The 19,572-nt window shown below is 67.1% G+C and carries 19 protein-coding genes; 11 read left to right on the forward strand and 8 right to left on the reverse strand.

Translation table 11 applies throughout. The features are described 5' to 3' along the window. Nucleotides 1-109: 109 nt before the first annotated feature. On the forward strand, nt 110-1,528 hold the full coding sequence (locus ASD87_RS05910; RefSeq protein WP_056318809.1) for a hypothetical protein: 1,419 nt from the start codon (nt 110-112) through the stop codon (nt 1,526-1,528). A gap of 27 nt (nt 1,529-1,555) precedes the next feature. On the opposite strand, the gene ASD87_RS05915 is transcribed toward ASD87_RS05910, so the two are convergent. After that, nucleotides 1,556-2,245, reverse strand: coding sequence for a GntR family transcriptional regulator (locus ASD87_RS05915; protein WP_056318388.1), 690 nt, complete (start codon nt 2,243-2,245; stop codon nt 1,556-1,558). Between the two features lie 139 nt (nt 2,246-2,384). Here ASD87_RS05915 and araD point away from each other — a divergent pair, with 139 nt between their 5' ends. From araD to ASD87_RS05940, 5 genes are all read left to right on the forward strand, one after another. Further along, nucleotides 2,385-4,118, forward strand: coding sequence for an L-arabinonate dehydratase (gene araD / locus ASD87_RS05920; protein WP_056318391.1), 1,734 nt, complete (start codon nt 2,385-2,387; stop codon nt 4,116-4,118). Nucleotides 4,119-4,171: 53 nt separating this feature from the next. After that, nucleotides 4,172-4,882, forward strand: a complete 711-nt coding sequence (locus tag ASD87_RS05925; RefSeq protein WP_056318393.1) for a ribonuclease activity regulator RraA — start codon at nt 4,172-4,174, stop codon at nt 4,880-4,882. A gap of 65 nt (nt 4,883-4,947) precedes the next feature. Next, complete coding sequence (locus ASD87_RS05930; protein WP_056318810.1) at nt 4,948-5,937, forward strand: tripartite tricarboxylate transporter substrate binding protein; 990 nt, start codon at nt 4,948-4,950, stop codon at nt 5,935-5,937. 93 nt (nt 5,938-6,030) lie between these two features. After that, the gene (locus ASD87_RS05935; RefSeq protein ID WP_056318395.1) at nt 6,031-6,723 is read left to right on the forward strand and encodes an HAD-IA family hydrolase; all 693 of its coding nucleotides are present in this window, start codon (nt 6,031-6,033) and stop codon (nt 6,721-6,723) included. 41 nt (nt 6,724-6,764) lie between these two features. Then, on the forward strand, nt 6,765-7,577 hold the full coding sequence (locus ASD87_RS05940; RefSeq protein ID WP_056318398.1) for a class I SAM-dependent methyltransferase: 813 nt from the start codon (nt 6,765-6,767) through the stop codon (nt 7,575-7,577). Nucleotides 7,578-7,592: 15 nt separating this feature from the next. Here the strand turns inward: ASD87_RS05940 and ASD87_RS05945 are convergent, their stop codons facing one another. Together ASD87_RS05945 and ASD87_RS05950 are read right to left on the reverse strand one after the other, a co-directional pair. Further along, complete coding sequence (locus tag ASD87_RS05945) at nt 7,593-8,198, reverse strand: TetR/AcrR family transcriptional regulator (protein WP_056318400.1); 606 nt, start codon at nt 8,196-8,198, stop codon at nt 7,593-7,595. Between the two features lie 23 nt (nt 8,199-8,221). After that, a complete protein-coding gene (locus tag ASD87_RS05950; protein ID WP_056318403.1) occupies nt 8,222-8,818 on the reverse strand; it encodes an NAD(P)H-dependent oxidoreductase in 597 nt (198 codons plus the stop codon). A gap of 169 nt (nt 8,819-8,987) precedes the next feature. Between ASD87_RS05950 and ASD87_RS05955 the strand changes: the two genes are divergently transcribed. Then, on the forward strand, nt 8,988-9,941 hold the full coding sequence (locus tag ASD87_RS05955) for a cation diffusion facilitator family transporter (RefSeq protein WP_056318405.1): 954 nt from the start codon (nt 8,988-8,990) through the stop codon (nt 9,939-9,941). Between the two features lie 30 nt (nt 9,942-9,971). On the opposite strand, the gene ASD87_RS05960 is transcribed toward ASD87_RS05955, so the two are convergent. From ASD87_RS05960 to ASD87_RS05970, 3 genes are read right to left on the reverse strand one after another with little or no spacing between them, the layout of a single operon-like run. After that, nucleotides 9,972-10,313 carry a hypothetical protein gene (locus tag ASD87_RS05960; protein WP_156403381.1) on the reverse strand — a complete coding sequence of 114 codons (342 nt, stop codon included), beginning with the start codon at nt 10,311-10,313 and terminating at the stop codon, nt 9,972-9,974. Between the two features lie 2 nt (nt 10,314-10,315). Next, nucleotides 10,316-12,850 (reverse strand): cbb3-type cytochrome c oxidase subunit I, encoded by a 2,535-nt coding sequence (locus tag ASD87_RS05965; RefSeq protein WP_056318409.1) that lies wholly within the window; start codon nt 12,848-12,850, stop codon nt 10,316-10,318. Continuing rightward, nucleotides 12,847-13,938, reverse strand: coding sequence for a cytochrome c oxidase subunit II (locus tag ASD87_RS05970; protein WP_235512615.1), 1,092 nt, complete (start codon nt 13,936-13,938; stop codon nt 12,847-12,849). The genes ASD87_RS05965 and ASD87_RS05970 overlap by 4 nt, the downstream gene beginning before the upstream one ends. A 56-nt stretch (nt 13,939-13,994) precedes the next feature. Here ASD87_RS05970 and ASD87_RS05975 point away from each other — a divergent pair, with 56 nt between their 5' ends. The 4 genes from ASD87_RS05975 (at nt 13,995) to ASD87_RS05990 (ending at nt 15,824) form a co-directional block, all read left to right on the forward strand. Continuing rightward, complete coding sequence (locus tag ASD87_RS05975) at nt 13,995-14,423, forward strand: cytochrome c family protein (protein WP_056318411.1); 429 nt, start codon at nt 13,995-13,997, stop codon at nt 14,421-14,423. Further along, nucleotides 14,420-15,268, forward strand: coding sequence for a c-type cytochrome (locus tag ASD87_RS05980; protein ID WP_056318414.1), 849 nt, complete (start codon nt 14,420-14,422; stop codon nt 15,266-15,268). Before ASD87_RS05975 ends, ASD87_RS05980 begins: the two co-directional genes overlap by 4 nt. 101 nt (nt 15,269-15,369) lie before the next feature. Continuing rightward, nucleotides 15,370-15,630 (forward strand): hypothetical protein, encoded by a 261-nt coding sequence (locus tag ASD87_RS05985; RefSeq protein WP_056318416.1) that lies wholly within the window; start codon nt 15,370-15,372, stop codon nt 15,628-15,630. Beyond that, complete coding sequence (locus ASD87_RS05990; protein WP_056318418.1) at nt 15,627-15,824, forward strand: hypothetical protein; 198 nt, start codon at nt 15,627-15,629, stop codon at nt 15,822-15,824. The genes ASD87_RS05985 and ASD87_RS05990 overlap by 4 nt, the downstream gene beginning before the upstream one ends. A 70-nt stretch (nt 15,825-15,894) precedes the next feature. Here ASD87_RS05990 and ASD87_RS05995 read toward each other — a convergent pair whose 3' ends face one another. After that, nucleotides 15,895-17,418, reverse strand: coding sequence for a PepSY domain-containing protein (locus ASD87_RS05995; protein ID WP_056318422.1), 1,524 nt, complete (start codon nt 17,416-17,418; stop codon nt 15,895-15,897). An 11-nt stretch (nt 17,419-17,429) separates the two neighbouring features. Then, nucleotides 17,430-19,541, reverse strand: coding sequence for a TonB-dependent siderophore receptor (locus ASD87_RS06000; protein ID WP_056318425.1), 2,112 nt, complete (start codon nt 19,539-19,541; stop codon nt 17,430-17,432). Nucleotides 19,542-19,572 lie beyond the last annotated feature (31 nt).

The following is a 19,572-nucleotide window of genomic DNA, read 5'->3' on the forward strand; positions in this document are numbered from 1 at the left end:
AAGACGTGAGCATGCGTTACGCCAGTATAGAGAACCGGGCGCAACGCGCTATAGTTTCGTCCGTTCGATAAATGGCTGGCGGCGCGGGGGGGCTGGCATTATGCCCAGCATGCCTGGACCCAAGACCATCAGACTCGTGGCCGCCGGCCTTGCGGTCATCTCCGCCGCCGTGCTGGCCCGGGGCATCTATCAGATCATCCCAATGGGCGATCCGCTGCCGCGCAGCGAGTTCGTGGGAGAGCTGAACGGGCCCGCGCTGGCGTCATACTCGCGGGTTGCCATCCAGCGTTTCGGCGAGCGCCAATTGCTGACCGGCCAACTTCTGGTCACGGCCAAGGACATCGAGGGCCTGGCGCAGGCGCCCGTGCTGGATACGCAGGTTCCGGCCCTGAAGGAACGCCTTCAGAAGCAGCGGATCCGGCTGGCGCAGGCCGGCGCGATCACCACGCTGGCCCACGGCCAGGGCGATCTGGCCCTGACCATGCTGCAGACCGGCCGCACCACCACCGACGCCCGCAACCTCATTTATGGGGGCCACGGCACGGGTGTGTTCGAGCTGCTGGGCTCCATCAGCGGCGATACCGGCGTGACCCTGATCGGCGCGCCGGGCGGCCAGCCTCTCTACCTCATCACCAGCACGCTGCGCAGTTCGGGCGAAGGCGATCAGCCGCCCGCCTGGGACACCCTGCGTTCGGACGACCTGGGCGCGACCTGGACCTATGATCCCGACGTGACGCTGGGCGTGCCGCAGCAGCACACCGCCTTTCTGACCGACCAGCTGGCGATTGCGCTGGAGCACCATGAGACGGGCGTGCGCCTGCTCTATAGCTGCGACGGCGCCAAGCGGTGGGCGGCGACCCGGCTCAAGGAACAGGTTTGGCCGGATTCGGCCGCCTTCGAACGCAAGTTTGCCGAGACGGCGGAGCGGGACCGCAAGGCCTACGGCGTCGAGCAGCTTGGCTATGGCTGGTCGTTGTATCCGCTGGACGAGACGCGCGCGGTGGGCTGGAGCTGGCGCACGCGGGTGCGTCCCGAAGGCCAGGAGGCGCCCCAACTGATCGAAACGCGGCGCTTCGAGGTGCAATTCCAAGAGGGCGCCTCGCCGGCGTTCCGCATTACCCCGGAGGTGCCTCGGGTTCCGTCGCAGGATGCCCATGCGCTTTTGACGCGTGACCAGCCCGTGTTCGAGACCGAGGGCGACAGCATCTACCAGTTGGACAAGTCGGGGATGGCCTGGGTGAAGCGGTCGCGGTCGCCCAATGTGCGCGGCGCCTCGTCCTGGATCGGGCAGGCGTGGTTCGGCCGCAATGCGTGGGTCATCAAGACCTATGCCGAGCATCTGTTCTCGGGCGCCGACTACACCAAGACCTACTTCTACAGCCGCGACAAGGGCCGCTCCTGGCGGCCGTTCCAGTTGTCGCATGCGCAGGAACGCGGGCTGCTGGGCCTGGACCAGACGGGCGACGCGCTGTTGACGCTTGCCGAGCGCGGCGGCAAGACCGTCATCCAGCGCTATCCGCTGGACTGAGTCGAAACGCGGGTCCCGCGCCGGCGGTTAGTCGGCCACCACGTACTCGGGATAGCGCTTGCAGATTTCCGCGACCTGGCTGAGCGTGCCGGACAGGTGCTCGCGCAGCACCTGCTGCGCCCGCGCCGGGTCCTGCGCGGCGATCGCATCCAGCAGGCGCTGATGATCGTCCAGGATGCGTTCGGCCTTGCCGGTTTCGGGCAGATGCAGCCGGCGCAACCGGTCCAGATGGCCGCTGTAGCGCTGCGCCATCTCCCACAGGCTGGCCACGCCGGCGGCTTCGTGCATGTCGCGGTGAAATACCTGGTCCGCGTTGATGAACTGCTGGTATTGCCCGCTGGCATGGGCGGCGCGCTGCAGGTCGATGGAGGACTGCAGGCGCTGGAGCAGCAGCGGGTCGGCCCGCTGGGCCAGCAGGTGGACGATTTCCAGCTCCAGCGAGCGGCGCAGGAAATGCGCCTGGCGCGCGGCGGCGATGTCGATCCGGCTGACCACCGTGGTGTGCTGCGGATAGATTTCGACCAGCGCTTCCTCGGCTAGGCGCATGAGCGCGTCGCGGATGGGCGTCTGGCTCAGTCCGTAGCAGTCCGCCAGCGTGACTCGCGACAGCGGCGCGCCGGGCGCGAGCTCCAGCGAGATGATCTGGCGCCGCAGATGGTCGAAAACCTGGGGGGCCGCATGGCGGGAGCGATCCAGTCTGAGCTTTTGGCTTTGCATCAGGTAAGCGTGTCCGTGTCCCGCGTGGGGAAAGGCTGATAACGAATGTCGCAGTGTAGCGGGTTTTCACCTAGCTGACGCACTAATGTATTAGTGTTTAAATGCCTTCACTCCGACTTCCGCATCCCTCGTATCTCCCATGAAACGCACCTACGAAAGCTTGCGCAGCGCCGCCTGGATGGCCAAGGACGACCTGCGTTCATTCGGCCACCGCTCCCGCATGATGCAGATGGGCTACGGCCCGGACGATTGGGCCGGACGCCCGGTCATCGCCATCATCAACACCTGGTCCGACCTGAATCCCTGTCACAGCCATTTCAAGCAGCGCGTCGAAGACGTCAAACGCGGCGTGTTCCAGGCCGGCGGCTTTCCGGTGGAGTTGCCCGCCATTTCGGTGTCCGAATCCTTCGTCAAGCCCACCACCATGCTGTATCGCAACTTCCTGGCGATGGAGACCGAGGAATTGCTGCGCAGCCACCCAGTGGACGGCGCGGTGCTGATGGGCGGCTGCGACAAGACGACGCCGGGCCTCATCATGGGCGCCATCAGCGCCGGCCTGCCATGCGTCTACGTGCCTGCGGGCCCCATGCTGCGCGGCAATTGGAAGGGCAAGATCCTGGGATCCGGATCGGATGCCTGGAAACTCTGGGACGAACGCCGCGCCGGCAAGATCACGCAGGAACAATGGACGGAAGTGGAAGGCGGCATTGCGCGCAGCTACGGCACCTGCATGACGATGGGCACGGCCAGCACCATGACCGCCATCGCCGAAGCCATCGGCATGACGCTGCCTGGCGCCTCGTCGATCCCGGCGGCGGACGTGAACCACATGCGCATGTCGGCCGAATGCGGCCGGCGCGTGGTCGAGATGGTCTGGGACGACCTGACGCCGCAACGCATCCTGAGCGTGGCCTCGTTCAAGAACGCCATCAATGTCGCCATGGCGATGGGCTGTTCCACCAATGCCATCGTTCACCTGGTCGCCATGTCGCGCCGTGCGGGCTGCGCGGTGGGACTGGACGACTTCGATGCGGCCAGCCGCAAGGTGCCGGTCATCGCCAACATCCGGCCCAGCGGCGACACCTACCTGATGGAAGATTTCTATTACGCGGGCGGGCTGCCCGCGCTGATGACCCGGCTGCAGGATGATCACCTGGACCTGTCGGCCATGACGGTCACGGGCAAGACGCTGGGCGAAAACATCGCGGGCGCCGAGGTCTACAACGACGACGTGATCCGCAAGCTGGACGAGGCGATCTACGACGAGGGTGCGCTGGCCGTGCTGCGCGGCAACATCGCGCCGGACGGCTGCGTCATCAAGCCCAGCGCGTGCGCGCCGCAATACCTGCGTCACACGGGCCCGGCGCTGGTGTTTGACGACTATCCCAGCATGAAGGCCGCCGTGGAGGACGAAAACCTGGACGTGACCGCGGACCACATCATGATCCTGCGCAATGCCGGCCCGCAGGGCGGTCCGGGCATGCCTGAATGGGGCATGCTGCCCATCCCGACCAAGCTGGTCAAGCAGGGCGTGCGCGACATGCTGCGCCTGTCCGATGCGCGCATGAGCGGCACCAGCTACGGCGCCTGCATCCTGCACGTCGCGCCGGAAAGCTACATCGGCGGGCCCTTGGCGCTGGTGAAGACGGGCGACACGATCACCGTGGACGTGCCCGCGCGCAGCATCAACCTGAACATCAGCGACGAGGAGCTGGCTGCGCGCCGCGCCGCCTGGACGCCGCCGCCCAAGCGCTACGAGCGTGGCTACGGCTGGATGTACTCCCGGCACATCCTGCAGGCCAACGACGGCTGCGACTTCGATTTCCTGGAAACGGAATTCGGCGCGCCCGTGCCCGAGCCCGCGATCTTCTGATTCCCTTCATCACCCAACATCCGCCCCAAACTCCCGGAGCCATCGTGTCCCAAATGAATCCCGAAACCCGCGCCAGGCTGGCCGGCGTCAGTACCGCCACGCTGTGCACGGCGCTCTTCAAGCGCGGCCTGCGCAATCAGTTCATCCAGGACGTGCGGCCGCTGAACGCCAATCTGCCCAACATGGTGGGCCCGGCTTTCACGCTGCGCTACATCCCGGCCCGCGAAGACCTGAACACCATCAAGGTCTTCGAGGATCGCGCGCATCCGCAGCGCGCCGCGGTCGAGACCTGCCCGGAAGGCGCCGTCTTCGTCATCGACAGCCGCAAGGACGCGCGCGCCGCGTCCGCGGGCTCCATCCTGGTCACCCGGCTGATGAAGCGCGGCGTGGCGGGCGTGGTGACGGACGGGGGCTTTCGCGACTCGCCCGAAATCGCCGAGATGGGCTTTCCCGCCTATCACCAGCGTCCGTCCGCGCCCACCAATCTGACCTTGCACCAGGCGCTGGACATCAACGCGCCCATCGGCTGCGGCGACGTGGCGGTGTGGCCGGGCGACATCGTCGTGGGCGATCGAGAGGGCGTGGTGGTCATTCCTGCGCACCTGGCCGACGAGATCGCCATCGAAGCCGTGGAAATGACGGCCTTCGAGGACTTCGTGACCAGTCAGGTGCAAAGCGGCGCCTCCATTCTTGGCCTGTATCCCCCGACCGACCCGGGCACCAAGGACAAGTTCGCCGCCTGGCGCAAAGAACAAGGCCGCTGAGCCTTGCCGCCGGCGCTGCCGGCACCCCCATACGCATACCTATAAAACAAGGCAGGAGACACATGATGAATACGCAACGACGCGGCGCGCTTGCCGCGCTACTGGCCGGCGCCGTCCTTGGCACGCTGGCCTTGCCCGCCAGCGCCGCCGACTGGCCCACGCAAAAGCCGATTTCCTACGTCGTCCCGTTTACCGTGGGCGGCTCGACCGACGTGGTCGGCCGGGTACTGGCGCAGAAGCTGGGCGACCGCCTGCATCAGAACGTCATCGTCGAGAACAAACCGGGCGCCGCGGGCGGCATCGGCGCCACCTACGTGGCCAAGGCGCCGCCCGACGGCTACACCTTGTTTGGCGGCACGATCAGCACGCACGCCATCAACGCCAGCCTCTACAAGAACTTGAAGTACGACCCAGTCAAGGACTTCGAGCCGGTGTCGCTGATCGCGTTCCTGCCCAACGTGTTGCTGGTGGATCCGAACCTGGGCGTCAATTCGGTGGCCGAGCTGATCGCGCTGCTCAAGCGCGACCCCACCAAACGCACGTTCGCGTCCTCGGGGGCGGGCACCTCGACGCACCTGGCCGGCGAGCTCTTTTCCGGCATGATCGGCGTGCCCCTCACGCACGTGCCCTACAAGGGCACGCCGCCCGCGATGGTGGACGTATCGTCCGGTGCGGTGACCTTCATGTTCGACCAGATGACGGCGGCGCTGCCGCTCCTGCAGACCGGCAAGCTCAAGCTGCTGGCCGTCACCACCAAGGACCGCATTGCGCTCGCGCCCGAAGTGCCGACCATGCAGGAAGCGGGCGTGCCCGGCTTCCAGATGGCGTCCTGGCAGGCGGTTTACGCGCCCAAGGGCACGCCCAAGCCCATCCTGGACAAGCTCGCCGCCGAGATCGCCCTGATCCTGAAAGAGCCCGACGTGCAGGAAAAGCTGGGCAAGACCATGGGCATGGAGCTGGTGGGCAGCACGCCCGATCAGCTGCGCGACCTGATGGCGACCGAGATTCCGCGCTGGGCGGAAGTCGTGAAGAAGTCGGGCGCGTCGGTGGAGTGAGGGCGCGCGGCTAGTGTAGGCGAGGCGGGTCGGCGCTAAGCTAGAGTTTGTGGGGTCTGGCGTGCCGCCAGACCCCAATCAGAGGGTTTCACCATGACCGACCTCAGCGCCCTGGCAGGGGCCACTATTGCCTTCGACCTTGACGGAACCTTGGTCGAGTCGGCGCCCGACCTGATCGGGGCGGTGAACGCCGTGCTGATCGCGCATGGCTATCCGCCCTTGCCTTATGAAAGCGGGCGTCCCCACGTCAGCCGCGGCGCGCGGTGGCTGTTGCAATTTGGCCTAGAGGCCGCGGGCGAACCGGAACCAGCGGCGCGCGCGGCCGCGCTGTTTGGCGGCTTTATCGCCTATTACAGCGACCATATCGCCGATGAAACCCAACCATTTCCAGGCGCCATAGATGCCTTGAAACGGCTTCGCACGGCGGGTGCGATTCTGGTCGTGTGCACCAACAAACCCACAGGGCTGTCACGCAACTTGCTGACCAAGTTGGGAATGGCCGGGCTGTTCGACGGGGTCGTGGGCATTGACGCGGTGTCAGCCGCCAAACCCAATCCAGCGCATTTGATCGAGGCCGTGCAGGCGGTGTCGGGCGATCTGGCGCGCACGGTTATGGTCGGGGATGCCGACACCGACGCGGGCGCAGCTCGAGGGGCAGGAACGCCGCTGGTGCTGGTCGACTTCGGTTACTCCGAAATTCCCGCAGCCGAACTCGCGCCGGACGTTCTCCTGCATCGCTTCGACGACTTGGTGGGCGTCTGTGCATCCTTGCTCGACTCTCGTTGAGCGGATGCCGGGCAACGGCAACGTGTTAAAGGAGCCGCATCATGGCCGACTTCGACAAGGTGTTTGCGGGATCGATTCCGGCGCTTTACGACACGCTCATGGTGCCGCTGATCTTCCAGGGTTACGCCGGCCACATGGCGGCGCTGGTCGCGGGGTTTGCGCCTCAGGCCGTGCTGGAGACCGCGGCAGGCACCGGGGCGGTGACGCGGGCGCTTGCGCCTCTGCTGGACCCCGGGGCGCGTTATGTGGCGACCGACCTGAATCAACCGATGCTCGATTACGCGGCCGCCCGGCAGGGTGCCGGTTGCGCGGTGCAATGGCGCTGGGCGGATGCGCTGGATCTGCCGTTCGACTGCGCGTCGTTTGACGTGGTGTGCTGCCAGTTCGGCGTCATGTTCTTCTCGGACCGGGCCGCAGGCTTTGCCGAAGCGCGCCGGGTGCTGAAGTCTGGGGGGCGCTTCGTCTTCAGCGTGTGGGACCGCATCGAGGAAAATGACTTCGCCGACGACGTGACGCGCGCGATGGCGGCCGTGTTTCCGCAGGACCCGCCACGCTTTCTGGCGCGCACGCCGCACGGCTACCACGACGTGGAAAAGATCCGCGACGACCTTCGCCGCGCAGGCTTTGACGATATTCGGGTGGACACCCGTGCGGACGTCAGCCACGCGGCGGGGCCATTGGAGGCGGCCACCGCCTACTGCCAGGGCACGCCGCTGCGCAACGAGATCGAAGCGCGCGACGCGGGCCTCATGCAGCTGGCCACGGAACGGGCGGCTGAGGCGTTGGCCGACCGCTACGGCGCGGGCCCGATCACGGGCCGGATCCAGGCGCACGTGATCGTCGCAACAAAGTAAGGCCGGATCGGGACGCTAGCTGGCGGGAGCGCGTTTGACCAGGTCCACGATGATCCGGAACAACTCGGCTCGCGCGGCTTGCTGGGTGATTTCGCCCGCAACGGCAGCTTGCGAGAGCGCGTCGGCCGCGCCGAGCATGCCCCACATGCCGGCCAGGGACACGCCTTGCCGGCCGGCGAACGGGGCGAGGATGGCCTGGCATTTCGTGATGAAGGCGTGCTGATACTGCCGTTTGACGGCGGCCAGTTCCGGCGAGCCGTTCAGCGCCGCGAGCACCCCGGGAATCTCGCGCCCCTGCACCGACACGCATTCCACATACTGCGTGGCGATGGCGTCTGCCTTGCCGGCGAGGGTCGGCTTGCTGGCGGCGATGGCGCTGTCGATGATCGCGGTCTGGCGCAGGTCGAAATCCTGGTAAAGCGCCGCCAGCAACCCGTTGCGGGTGCCGAAGTGGTCGTAGACGACGGGCTTTGAAATGCCCGCTTTCTCGGCAAGCCGGCCCAGGGTCAGGGCGTCCGTGCCTTCATCGCGGATCAGCGCCCAGGACACCTCTAGGAGCTGGCGTTGCCGCGCGTCCTTGGACAGCCGGCGGCGGGGAGGAGGGGCAGGGTGGGACGTCATCAGGGCGGCTATCGAGGTCGGTTTCAGGGTTGCGGGGCAAAGATGCGTTGGCCGATGGCCCGGGCGGTGGCCAGGTGCGCTTCGGGATAGCCGGCGTCGGACGCCACCAGCAAGTCGGATGTTGCCACGCGCGCGCCGCAATAGCCGAAGATTCCGTGATCGATCTGGGTCTTCATCGCGCCGAAGTAGCCGTGACGGGCATAGGTGCGCATATCCGCGCCGCCGCTCGCGATCAGGTGCACCTGCAGGCGTTGCAGCCGCTTGATGACCTTGCCGTCGGGATTGGCATCGTAGGCCCAGCCGTTAGTGAACACGCGGTCGATCCATCCCTTGAGCAGCGCGGGAAACGACCACCAATGCACGGGATACACCAGCACCAGCGCGTCGGCGCGATCGATGCGCGCGTGTTCGGCGGCTACGTCAGCGGGCGGGTTGGATTGGGTCAGGTGCAGGGCGGCGTCGGCTTGGGAGAACCGGGGATCGAAGCCTTCCGCTGCTAGATCCGCGCGCTCGTAGGAATGTTGGGGACCTGCATCCGCAACGCCTTGGGCGACATGATCGGCAATGGCGTGCGTGAGGGACGCGGGGTCGGGATGGGCAACGACGATGAGGGCGTGCATGGTGAAAGTCCTGTTCGCAAGGGATTAACCTACTAATCGTAACCTACGTTAAGTAGGTTGTGGCAAAAGGCCTTCGTGGCCCAGGGGTATCCCATCATGGCGTCGTTGTCCCCCTAATCGGGGGCAATACGGTTATCGTGAGCGCCACGGCAGTCCCCTCGGAGGAACCATGACCTCAGGCACGGCATTGTTCGACCTGCGCACGGAGCAGGGCGTGTTGCGGATCTCGATTGCGGTCACGCTTTGCATCGCCGTCATCGGCATCGGTTTCGGGGTGGCTTCCGGTTCGTTCTCCATCGTGTTCGACGGCGTTTATTCGCTGGTGGACGCCAGCATGAGCGCGCTGTCGTTGGTGGTGGTGCGGCTGATCACGTCGTACGCCACGGCCCGCGGGCTGCCGCGCAAGCTTCGCGAGCGCTTCACGATGGGCTTCTGGCATCTGGAGCCCATGGTGCTGGCGCTGAACGGGATACTGCTAAGCGGGGTGGCCGTCTACGCCCTCATCAACGCGGTGAGCAGTCTGCTCAAGGGAGGCCGCGAGCTGGAGTTCGGCCTGGCGCTGATCTATGCCGTGCTGACCCTGACCGCCTGTGTGGCGATTGCGCTGGCCGAGGCGCGCGCCAATCGCCGGATCCGCTCGGCATTCCTGCACATGGACCTGAAGGGCTGGATCATGTCGGCCAGCATCACGGCCGCGCTGCTGGTGGCCTTTTGCATTGGATACGGCGTGCAGGGCACCCGGTACGAGTGGATTTCGCCCTATATCGACCCGGCCGTGCTGGCGGTCGTGTGCGCGGTGATCATCCCCTTGCCGCTGTCGGTCATCCGCCAGGCGTTGTCCGAGATGCTGCTGGTCACGCCCGCTGACCTGAAACAGCACGTGGACTCGGTGGCGCAGGCGTTCGTGGAACGCTATCGCTTCGCGTCCTATCGCGCGTATGTCGCCAAGGTGGGGCGCTCGCAGGAAATCGAACTGTATTTCATCGTACCGCCCGATATGCCCGCGCGCACCGTCGCGGCATGGGACAGTCTGCGCGACGAGATCGGCAACGCGCTGGGCGCCGACAGCCCGGATCGCTGGTTGACGGTGGTGTTTACCGGCGACCCGGAATGGGCGGAATAGCGTTGCCGCAGGGGCGACCGGCGTGCCTTGCTACTGACATGCCGGCAGCAGGAAAACCGGCAGCGTTTCCCACACGACCGCCACCGCGGACAGGCCACATAGCGTGGCGGCAAGCCAGGCGTGAAACGGCGGCGCGTTCCGGGCCCGCACCCGCGCCCGCTGGCGCCAGGCAGCCACCGCCATCGCCGTCAACGCCGCGGCGCTGCCCGCAATGATGATCCATGACGACATGGGCAGGCCCAGCCACAACCCGGTCAATACCGACCGGGCGCAGGCCAGCGCGTTCACGATGTAGATGGAGAGGAAGTGCGCCAGCCATATCAGCGGGCCGGCGATGAGGTACAGCAGTTCGACCGAAAAGCGCGTTTTCATGGTCATCCCGTCAGCCGCGTAAAGGCGTGCAGCAGCGCCAATGCGATGAGCCCTTGCGCCGCGGCGTATAGCAACATCGCCCGCGTGGCGTCGAGCGCGGCGCGGCGCGTGGGGCGCAGCCGCCCCGCGATCGACCGCGCCACGGTAAAGGCGGCCATCACCACAGCCAGGCCGCCAAAAAACGCCTGCAGGCCCGCGACTGCGTAGGTGGCTGCGGTGTAGGCGCTGGCCTGCGGCCGAAGGCCGGCCTGCCAATGCGTGACCAGATCAAGCGCCGGCGCGGCGGCCAGCAACAGCGCGGCCCCGGCCACGCAGCCGCGCAGCGCCGTTTGGCGGTTCTGCGTCATCATCCGCCCGGCGGCCAGGGCAAGGGCGGCGGCCGCAAGCAGCATCATGGCCGACAGCATTGGCCGGACCGGAGAGGGCAAGTCGCCGGGATCGGGCCAGGCCTGCGGGTTCGTGGTCCACAGGAACAGGTAGCTGAACATCAACGAACCGAAGATGCTGGCGCACACGATCAGCAGCAGCACCATCGCCCACGACGCATGCGACGCGCTGCCCGAGCACATCATGGGCAGCCGCAGGCCGCCGCCAATGTCCACCGGCGGGTGGTCGGGGCCGGTGTCCGCGTCCCACAGCCAGCGCCATAGCGAGACAACGGCCAGCACGCCAAACGCCGCCGCCAGCGGCAGCAGCTTGAAGGTCAGCAGCAGGAAGAAGCCGGCCGTGCCCACGGCCGCCAGCAGGGGCGACCACGCGGGGCCGGGCAGCGGCAGCACATAGTCGGGCCGGGCCTCCAGGGCGCTGGTCACGAGCGTGGTTCGCAGGCCGGCGGGTGCGTTGGGCAGATAATGCTGGCCGTCGTCCACCTGCTGCGCCAGGCCCGGTTGGTCCCACAGCGGCTCGCGGCTGGTTACGGCAGGCACGCTGCGCAGCCCGTAGCTGCCGCTGGGCAGCCATTCCAAGGTGCCCGCGCGCCAGACGTTCCCCGCGTTGTTGTCGATGGTCGGCCGGAAATTGCGCGCCAGGTCGATCAGGAACACCAGCACGCCTGCGGCGATCAGGTACGCGCCCGCGGTCGAGAGCAGGTTGAGCGGGCCAAGCCCCTGGCTTTCGGCATAGGTGTACACCCGGCGCGGCATGCCGGCCAGGCCGGTGAAGTGCATCGGGAAGAAGGCCACGTTAAAGCCCACGAACATCAGCCAGAAACCCCAGCGGCCCAGCCGCTCGGACAGGGGCCGCTTGCTGATGAACGGTGTCCAGTAATAGAAGGCCGCGAACAGCGGAAACACCATGCCGCCGAACAGCACGTAATGCAGATGCGCCACGACGAAGTAGGTGTCGTGCGCCTGCAGGTCGAACGGGATCACGGCGACCATGACGCCGGTCAGGCCGCCGATGACGAACACGAAGAAGAACCCCAGGATGTACAGCATCGGCGTCTTGAGCGGCCTTAACCGCACCGCCGCGGCAAGGGTCGCGATCCAGGCAAATATCTGTATCGCGGTCGGCACCGACACCGCCATGCTCGCGGCCGACGCGAAGCTGAGCGACAACTGCGGGATCCCGGTGGCGAACATATGATGCACCCACAGGCCAAAGCTCAGAAACCCCGTCGAGATGACCGCCAGCACCACCAGCCGGTAGCCCACCAGCGGCGTGCCCGTCATCGCGGGAATCATCATCGACACCATGCCGGCGGCGGGCAGGAAGATGATGTAGACCTCGGGATGGCCAAAGAACCAGAACAGATGCTGCCAGAGCAGCGGATCGCCGCCGCGTCCGGTGATGAAGAACGGCATGTCGAAGGCGCGTTCCAGTTCGAGCAGCGTGGTGGCGACGATCACGGCCGGAAAGGCGACGATCACCATGCCGCAGAACACCAGCATGACCCAGGCGAACACAGGAATCTTGTCCAGCGTCATGCCCGGGGCGCGCGTGCGCAGGATGCCCACGGCAAGCTCGATCGCGCCGGCGATGGCGGAGATCTCGATGAAGCCAATGCCCAGCAGCCACAGGTCGGCGTTTACGGCGGGCGAGTATTGCGCGCTGGTCAGCGGCGGGTACATGAACCAGCCGCCATCGGGCGCCAGCCCCACGAAGATGCTGCAGAAGAAAACCAGTCCGCCAATGGCATAGGCCCAGTAGGCGTAGGCTGACAACCTGGGAAACGGCAGGTCGCGCGCGCCCAGCATGTTGGGCAGCAGCAGCACCGCAACGGCTTCCACCGCGGGCACCGCGAAGAGAAACATCATCACCGTGCCGTGCATGGTGAAAAGCTGGTTGTATAGCGCGTGACCGATCAGGTTGCTGTCGGGCGCGGCCAGTTGCGTGCGCATCATCAGCCCCAGCACGCCGGCCAGGATGAAAAAAAGCAACGCGGTGCCGATGTACAGCAGGCCGATGGACGTGTTGTTGACGACCGTCAGCGACCGCCATCCCGTTGGCCGCTTCCAGGCGTGCTCGAGCTGCGCGAATTCGTCCGCTGGCCGCGGCAGCGCGTTGGGAAGCGGAGGCGGGGTGGTTGGGGGCGTCACTTCAGGCTTTCCAGGTAGCTGGCCACGGCGCGCAGGTCCTCGCCCGGCCATCGGTCAAAGGACGGCATGGCATTGCCGGGCTTGATCTGCTGGCTGCCGGCGATCCAGCCGCCCATCGCGCCCGCGTTGTTGGGCAGGATGCCGGCCGCCAGGGTAGGGCGGCTGCCTACATGGGTGAGGTCCGGTCCCAGCATTCCGCCAGCCGCCGTGCCGCGCACGGTGTGGCATTGCGCGCAGGCCTGGATGAATAGCCGCTCGCCTTGCCGCAGCGCCGGTTCGGCGGCCCGGGCAGGCTGGCGTTGCGCCCGCACCCACGCGTCGAACGCCGCGGCGTCCACCGCCTGCACGTCGAACCGCATCTGGGCGTGTTGTGCGCCGCAATACTCGGCGCAATGGCCGCGAAACGTGCCGGGCGTGCGCGCCAGCGCGCGCATCGTGTTCACGCGTCCAGGGATCATGTCGAGCTTCCCGCCCAGCTCAGGGATCCAGAAGCTGTGGATCACATTGCCCGACTTGAGCAGGAATTGCACCGGCTTGCCGGCCGGAATGCGGATCTCGTTAGCCGTCTCGAAGAGCAGCCCGCCTTGCGCGTCCAGATAGCGCACGCGCCACCACCACAGCTCACCCGTCACCTCGATGCGCGCCGCGTACGCGGCCTCGCGTGCCGCGGTCGGTGATGGCGTCAACACGTAGACCAGCAACGCGGTCAGCGCCACGACCGGAAACACGATGCCCGCGCCCACGATAAGGGCAGGACGCGAAATCCTGTGGCGCAGCGGCGCCGGGCCAAACATCGACAGCGCGATCAGTGCGGCCACCCCCACGAAGATCGCCGTCGCGCCCACGTAGAGCACCCAGCCGATGTCGGCGATCCGCGCGGCGTCTTCGCCGCTGGGCTGCGCCCATGCGGCGGTCGGCAATCCGGCGATCAGGATGAGAAGGAGTTTCGCCATGCGCTTGTAGTGGATGATCCCCGCCGGGAGCCGGCAGACCGTCGCGGCGGTGGCCCGGTGGGTGGATACCGCCGGCCCCGCGATGGGCGGGGTCAGCACTTTCCATTCCCGGGTGCGCATGCGGGCACTGGGCACGCGGTTTGCTGGCGGGTGCGCGTTTAGCGTGGTTCCGCGCGAATCAGGAGACCGCCTTGCGCCGGATTGCCCGACCCAACCGCATCTTGCCCGCGTTGCTGGCGAGTCTTGCGCTGGTCGCCTGTCAGGATGGGCAGGCACCGCTCTTTTCCCCGGGTGCGGCGGACGGGCTGCTGGGCGGGGCCGACGCCGACCGGGGGCGGCGGCTGATCGCCGAACGCGGCTGCACGGCCTGTCATACGGTACCGGGCGTCAGCGGCCCGGCGTCTCGCGTTGGCCCGCCGCTGGGCGACATGGCGCGGCAAGCTTACATTGCCGGGCTGTTGCCCAACACCCCACAGAACATGGTGCGCTGGCTGATGGACCCGCCCGCCGTCAATCCCAGGACGGCCATGCCCGACACGGGCCTGCGCCAGGCGGACGCTGAAGCGATCGCGGCCTATCTGCTGCGAGATGCCGGCCGCGGCAACGCGAGGGCGCCATGAAGCGTTGGAAGCGAACCGTCTCACTGACGCTTGCGGGCGCTGCCGCCGTTGCGGGCGTGCTGGGTGGCGCGGTGGTGTATTTCGGCGCGTACGACGTGACCGCCACGTCGCCGCACACCACGCCGGTGCACCATCTACTGGACGTCGCGCTGACGCGGGCCGTGAAGATGCGATCGGCGGACATCACGGCGCCCGATCTGGACGTGCCCGCGCGCATCCAGAATGGCTCGCGCCTTTATCGCGCCAATTGCGCCCAGTGCCACGGCGGGCCCGGCATCGCGCCGCAACCGTACGCGCTGGGCTTGAATCCGGCGCCCGCCGCGCTTGTGGGGTCTGCACGCACCCGTACCGCGGCAGAGATCTTCTGGCTGACCCGCCAAGGCATCAAGATGACCGGCATGCCGGCGTGGCAGTACCGGCTGACCGACGACGAGATCTGGGACGTGGTGGCATTTTTGCGCGTCTTGCCCGCGATGTCTGCCCAGGACTACCAGCGGGACGGGGCCGCACAATCGGCCGCCGCGCCGCGTGCATCGGCGCAGCCTCCGGTCCGGGAGGCAAACGTCATGGCGGGCCGCATCGCGCTTCAGCAGTATCTTTGCGTCACGTGCCACGCGATTCCGGGCGTGCCGGGGGCATGGAACTATGTAGGACCGGCGCTGGACCAGATGGGCGAGCGGGCGTATATCGCGGGTGTCCTGCCCAACACGCCGGAGAACATGGAGCGCTGGTTGCGCGACCCTGCCGCCGTCAAGCCCGGCACGGCGATGCCCGACCTCGGGGTCAGCGAACAGGACGCCCGAGACATTGCCGCGTTTCTACGCACGTTGCCCGGCGGGCCTTGAGCGGCCCGCTGGGGCCGGCTGTTCACGCAGCCACCGCCGCATGCCGGTCAGGAACAGCACTTGCTCGCCCGTTCACTACCCTTGATGCACAGGAGCCGTCCATGACTCAATCCAAATCCGGCAGCGCTCGTGATTCCATTCCGGGCCAGCCCGATGTCAACGCGGGCGCGCTGCGCCCGTCCGGTCCCGCCACCACGCCGGAACGCGTGCCCGATATCGACCATCCGCCGCGTGCGCGCAGCCATGACCAGCCGGGCTTCGATCAGGCTGTTGCCCAGGAGGAAGCCGAGGCGCGCAGCGGGGCGCCGACCGGCGGGAGCGGCAATCGTCCCGCGCCCGGCGGCGAAGAGGAAGCGCAATGATCGTGGAAGTCTTTCAACGCGCGGATGGTCATTGGGGCTTCCGGGGCATTGCGTTGCTGGGCGTCCAGGAGGATGCGGGCGCTTATCCGACGCGCGATGCCGCCGCGGCCGCGGCGCGTGCCGCATATCCGGGCGAGACGATCTCCGAGGTCGACGCGACGATGGACACCCCGCCGCAGCCGCATTCGGATTGACGCACGGTGCGCCAATATGGCCCGTCTGCCCGCATCGCTTGCACATGGCCTGCTGGGTCGGGCCGTGAGGTCAGCGCGCGCCGCTCCCACGGACCGTGTTTCTTAGCCGCCGCACGCCCACCACGATGCCGGTGACGGATATAACCAGGCCGCCCAGGCTCAATAGAATGATTGCCAGGTCGCGGCCCACGCCGGCATTCAACAAGGCGGGCGTGTCCCAGCTGTGCAGGAAGTAAAAGAGCCACCGTCCGGCGCGCTGCGCGCGCGACAGGCTGAGCGCGGGTTCGCCGGTGCGCAAGTCTACGTAAACGCGATCCCCCGCTACGTTATCGAAGTCCAATTGCAGCACGGGCAGGCCACGCGGCGCGCCGCCGTTCATGGCTTCGGCGTGGCGGGCGTAGTAGTACGCATCGTAGTGGGCAAGCACCTGCGCCTGCATTGGCACGCCGGGAAACAGCGCGCGGGCGGCATCGATGACGGCTTGCGGCTGCCAGGCTGCCTGCACGATGAGCGCGTTGTCCTGCCGGCGGATGATTCGGCTGTCAGCCGATGCGTCGCGCGCCAGCACGTAGGGGTGCCCGGCCATCCACCGCCATTCGAGCTGGACAGCTTGAAAGCCCGCGTCATGCAGCGCTTGCAGCACCGGCAACGGCGCCATGTTTGCGGTGCCTACCGCCGTGCCTACCGCCGTGCCTACCGCCGTGCCTGCCTGCACGCCCGTCATGGCTTGCCTGTCGGGCCCTGCGTGGGGCGCGGAGAAAATCCCGCCGGGATTCATCGACATGAGTCCGCTGAAGATCCATGTGCACACGAACGCGCTGAAGACGAGGCCCGTGATGTGGTGCCAGCGCATCCAGACCTCGCGGTACGGCGTGCGTGCGCCGGACTTGTAGCGGCCGCGAAAGCGCCAGCGCCACACGCCGACCACCACGCCGCTGATCGCCAGCACGGTGCACAGGGCGGACAGCACAATCACCGTCCAGCTCCAGACCGGATCGACGGAGCGGTCGCGCGCCATGTACAGCCAATGCAGCCACGCGCCCACGTAGTTCCAGCGCTGCTGCGCAAGGGGCGCGTCCAGGACGACTTCGCCCGTCGCCGAAGAGACATACAGCGTGCCGTCCACTTTCCCCGACATGCTTACCTTATGCAGCGGGCGATGGCGGTCCAGCCCGCGCGAATGCGTCCAGCGGTCCTCGTCGACCAGGCCCGCATGGCGCGCGGCGCCCGCCGGCCAGAATGCGCGGGCGGCGGCCACCGCCATGTCCGCCGTCACCGTCCCGTCAAAATTGCCTGTCGACGCGGACCATGCGCGCGGACCATCCGGGGTCGGCAGGATGAACGTCGCCTCGCCGCGCACCGACGTCAGCACGGCGGGGCCGGGCGCGGCATGCGCCGCGTCGGGCATACGGTAAGCGTCCAATGCCAGCACGGGCAGGCGGGCGAAACGCTCTTCAGGCGTCAACTTGGGGTAGGCGACATACAGCATGACAATCCCGCTGAGAAACCACCCAAACATCAGCAGGCAGCCGGCCACGCCCAGCCAGCGGTGGGCCAGGTAGGTCAGCCTGCGCAGACGCGCCTTGGCATCCATGGTCGCGCCCTTCAGAACCGGTGGTTCAACGTCAGCTCGAACCGGCGGCTGGGCCCGTAGAACCACTGCGTATTGGTGTAGTACGCGGTGGTGAAGTACGCGCGGTCAAAGACGTTGAAACCCCGGGCCGTGATGGCAGTGTCCTTGTTGACGTCCCAGCGCAGCGCGAGGTCGGTGGTCGTATAGGACGGCAACTCAATGGTGTTGGCGCTGTCCGCATAACGTTTGCCGACATACCGCAGCCCGCCCATTGCCGTCCAGCCCGGCTGGAAGTTCCAGCTCAGCCACAGGTTTGCCAGGCGTTGCGGCACGTTGGGCGGCACATTGCCCGCGCGCGACACGGCCGCGCCGCCGACCGACTCGGAGAAGTCGTCGTACTTGGCGCGCAGCGCGGTGGCATTGGCATCGATCGTCCAGCCGGGCGCCAGCGCCAGCGACAGGGACGCTTCCACGCCCCGCGACGACTGCTCGCCCACCTGCACGCGCAGGCTGGGATCGTCGGCGTCACGCGACAACAGGTTCGTCTTGCGGATCTCGTAGGCCGCCAGCGTCCACTCGCCGCGGCCGTCCAGGAAATTCTGTTTCAAGCCGATTTCGATCTGCTTGCCGCGCGACATGTCGAACCCCGCGTTGGCCGGGCTTAGCATCAACAGGCCGCTGACCGGATCGGCCGCTTCCGCGTACTGTGCGTAGACAGCCAGATCCGGCGTCAGGTCGTACACGGTGCCCACGCGCCAACCCACGTCGGCATACGTACTGGACAGGGTGCGTTGGCCGGTGACCAGATCGTCGCGCGTCACTTTCGCATGGTCGTAGCGCAGCCCGCCGATGAGAGACCACTTGCTCGTCAGCGCGAGGCGGTCTTCCACGAAGAGCGCAAACTGGTCGGCCTCGTTGCGATAGCGCGGAATGAACGGCACGTTGCTCTGGTAGTGGCCATGTGCCGGATCATAGGGATCCACGGGGCCCGAACTGCCGGTGTACGTGTTGTTGATGTGCTTGAACGTGGCGTGGTTGACGTCAAAGCCCACGGACACCGTGTTGTCCAGGCCGGCCAGTTGGCCCTTGAACACGGCGCTGGTCGTCAGGCCGGTCTGGCTCTGGTCGTGCGTGATCTGCGTGTTGTCCGAGCGGTCGATGAGGCGCGTTGCGGGGTTGTACACGTACCGCTCGGCATTGCGCCAGTCGCGGTCGCTTTGCACGTGGTACAGGCGAGCTCGCACCGTGGTCGCGTCGTTGGGCGTCCAGACGGTGTCCAGTTGCGTCCACTGATCGCGAAAGCGCATGAAGCTGTCGGACACGTTGTAGTTCTGCTTGCGCACCGCGTCGTCCTGCTCGCCGTTGATGAGCGGCGTGCCGAAATACCGCATCGGGCGCTGGTAGCCGTAGGCGTAGCTGAGCGTCATGTTCAGGTCCGGCGTCGCGTCCCACCGCAGCGCGCCGGAGAACGTGGCATCGCTCGCCTGGCCCCGGTCCACATAACCGTCCGTGTAGTTGCCGCTGACGTCCAGGCGATACGACAACGTATCGCTGAGCGCGCCGCCGCTGCCCAGGCCCAGCCGCGCCGTGTCCTGGGTGCCGATCGTGGCCTGCACTTCGTTCTGGATGGGCCCGCGCGTCGGACGCTTGGGGATCACGTTGACGACGCCGCCAATCGCGCCGTCGCCATAGATTACGGACGCGGGCCCGCGCAGCACCTCGATGCGCTCGACCGACCACGTATCGAACGGAAACGTCAGGCCGACGCCGCCGTACTGGCGCAGCCCGTCGTACAGGCGCATGACCGACGTGCTGTCGGTGAAGCCGCGCACCGACAAGGCGCTGTTGCCGTTGCCCGGATGAGGCGCGGCCGAAAAGCCCGGCGCGCGGGTGATGGCCTCGATCACGCTGGCATCGCCGCGGGACTCGATCTGTTCCCGCGAAATGATATCGACGCTGGCCGGCGTCTGCATGGGCGTCAGGCCCAGATTGGAGCCCGTGGAGGCTTCGGTCGTCAGGGCGGTTTCGGCGCCGCCCACCACGGTGATGGGGGCGAGGGTAGCGGGGGAGGTTTGGGCGGCGGCGTTGAAGGCGGCCAGGAGCAGGGACGTGCCGAGGCACGCGTGCGAACGAGCGATGGTCAAGAGGATCCCTCTTCTTCGATGTCTTCGACAA

Source organism: Achromobacter sp. Root170 (assembly GCF_001428165.1).
In the GTDB taxonomy this organism is placed as follows: Bacteria; Pseudomonadota; Gammaproteobacteria; order Burkholderiales; family Burkholderiaceae_B; genus Achromobacter; species Achromobacter mucicolens.

What these genes read in the sequence shown, in the direction of transcription:
- ASD87_RS05910 (WP_056318809.1), top strand. Translation starts at nt 110, where the DNA reads ATGCCTGGACCCAAGACCATCAGACTCGTGGCCGCCGGCCTTGCGGTC.
- ASD87_RS05915 (WP_056318388.1), bottom strand. Translation starts at nt 2,245, where the DNA reads ATGCAAAGCCAAAAGCTCAGACTGGATCGCTCCCGCCATGCGGCCCCC.
- araD (WP_056318391.1), top strand. Translation starts at nt 2,385, where the DNA reads ATGAAACGCACCTACGAAAGCTTGCGCAGCGCCGCCTGGATGGCCAAG.
- ASD87_RS05925 (WP_056318393.1), top strand. Translation starts at nt 4,172, where the DNA reads ATGAATCCCGAAACCCGCGCCAGGCTGGCCGGCGTCAGTACCGCCACG.
- ASD87_RS05930 (WP_056318810.1), top strand. Translation starts at nt 4,948, where the DNA reads ATGAATACGCAACGACGCGGCGCGCTTGCCGCGCTACTGGCCGGCGCC.
- ASD87_RS05935 (WP_056318395.1), top strand. Translation starts at nt 6,031, where the DNA reads ATGACCGACCTCAGCGCCCTGGCAGGGGCCACTATTGCCTTCGACCTT.
- ASD87_RS05940 (WP_056318398.1), top strand. Translation starts at nt 6,765, where the DNA reads ATGGCCGACTTCGACAAGGTGTTTGCGGGATCGATTCCGGCGCTTTAC.
- ASD87_RS05945 (WP_056318400.1), bottom strand. Translation starts at nt 8,198, where the DNA reads ATGACGTCCCACCCTGCCCCTCCTCCCCGCCGCCGGCTGTCCAAGGAC.
- ASD87_RS05950 (WP_056318403.1), bottom strand. Translation starts at nt 8,818, where the DNA reads ATGCACGCCCTCATCGTCGTTGCCCATCCCGACCCCGCGTCCCTCACG.
- ASD87_RS05955 (WP_056318405.1), top strand. Translation starts at nt 8,988, where the DNA reads ATGACCTCAGGCACGGCATTGTTCGACCTGCGCACGGAGCAGGGCGTG.
- ASD87_RS05960 (WP_156403381.1), bottom strand. Translation starts at nt 10,313, where the DNA reads ATGAAAACGCGCTTTTCGGTCGAACTGCTGTACCTCATCGCCGGCCCG.
- ASD87_RS05980 (WP_056318414.1), top strand. Translation starts at nt 14,420, where the DNA reads ATGAAGCGTTGGAAGCGAACCGTCTCACTGACGCTTGCGGGCGCTGCC.
- ASD87_RS05985 (WP_056318416.1), top strand. Translation starts at nt 15,370, where the DNA reads ATGACTCAATCCAAATCCGGCAGCGCTCGTGATTCCATTCCGGGCCAG.
- ASD87_RS05990 (WP_056318418.1), top strand. Translation starts at nt 15,627, where the DNA reads ATGATCGTGGAAGTCTTTCAACGCGCGGATGGTCATTGGGGCTTCCGG.
- ASD87_RS05995 (WP_056318422.1), bottom strand. Translation starts at nt 17,418, where the DNA reads ATGGATGCCAAGGCGCGTCTGCGCAGGCTGACCTACCTGGCCCACCGC.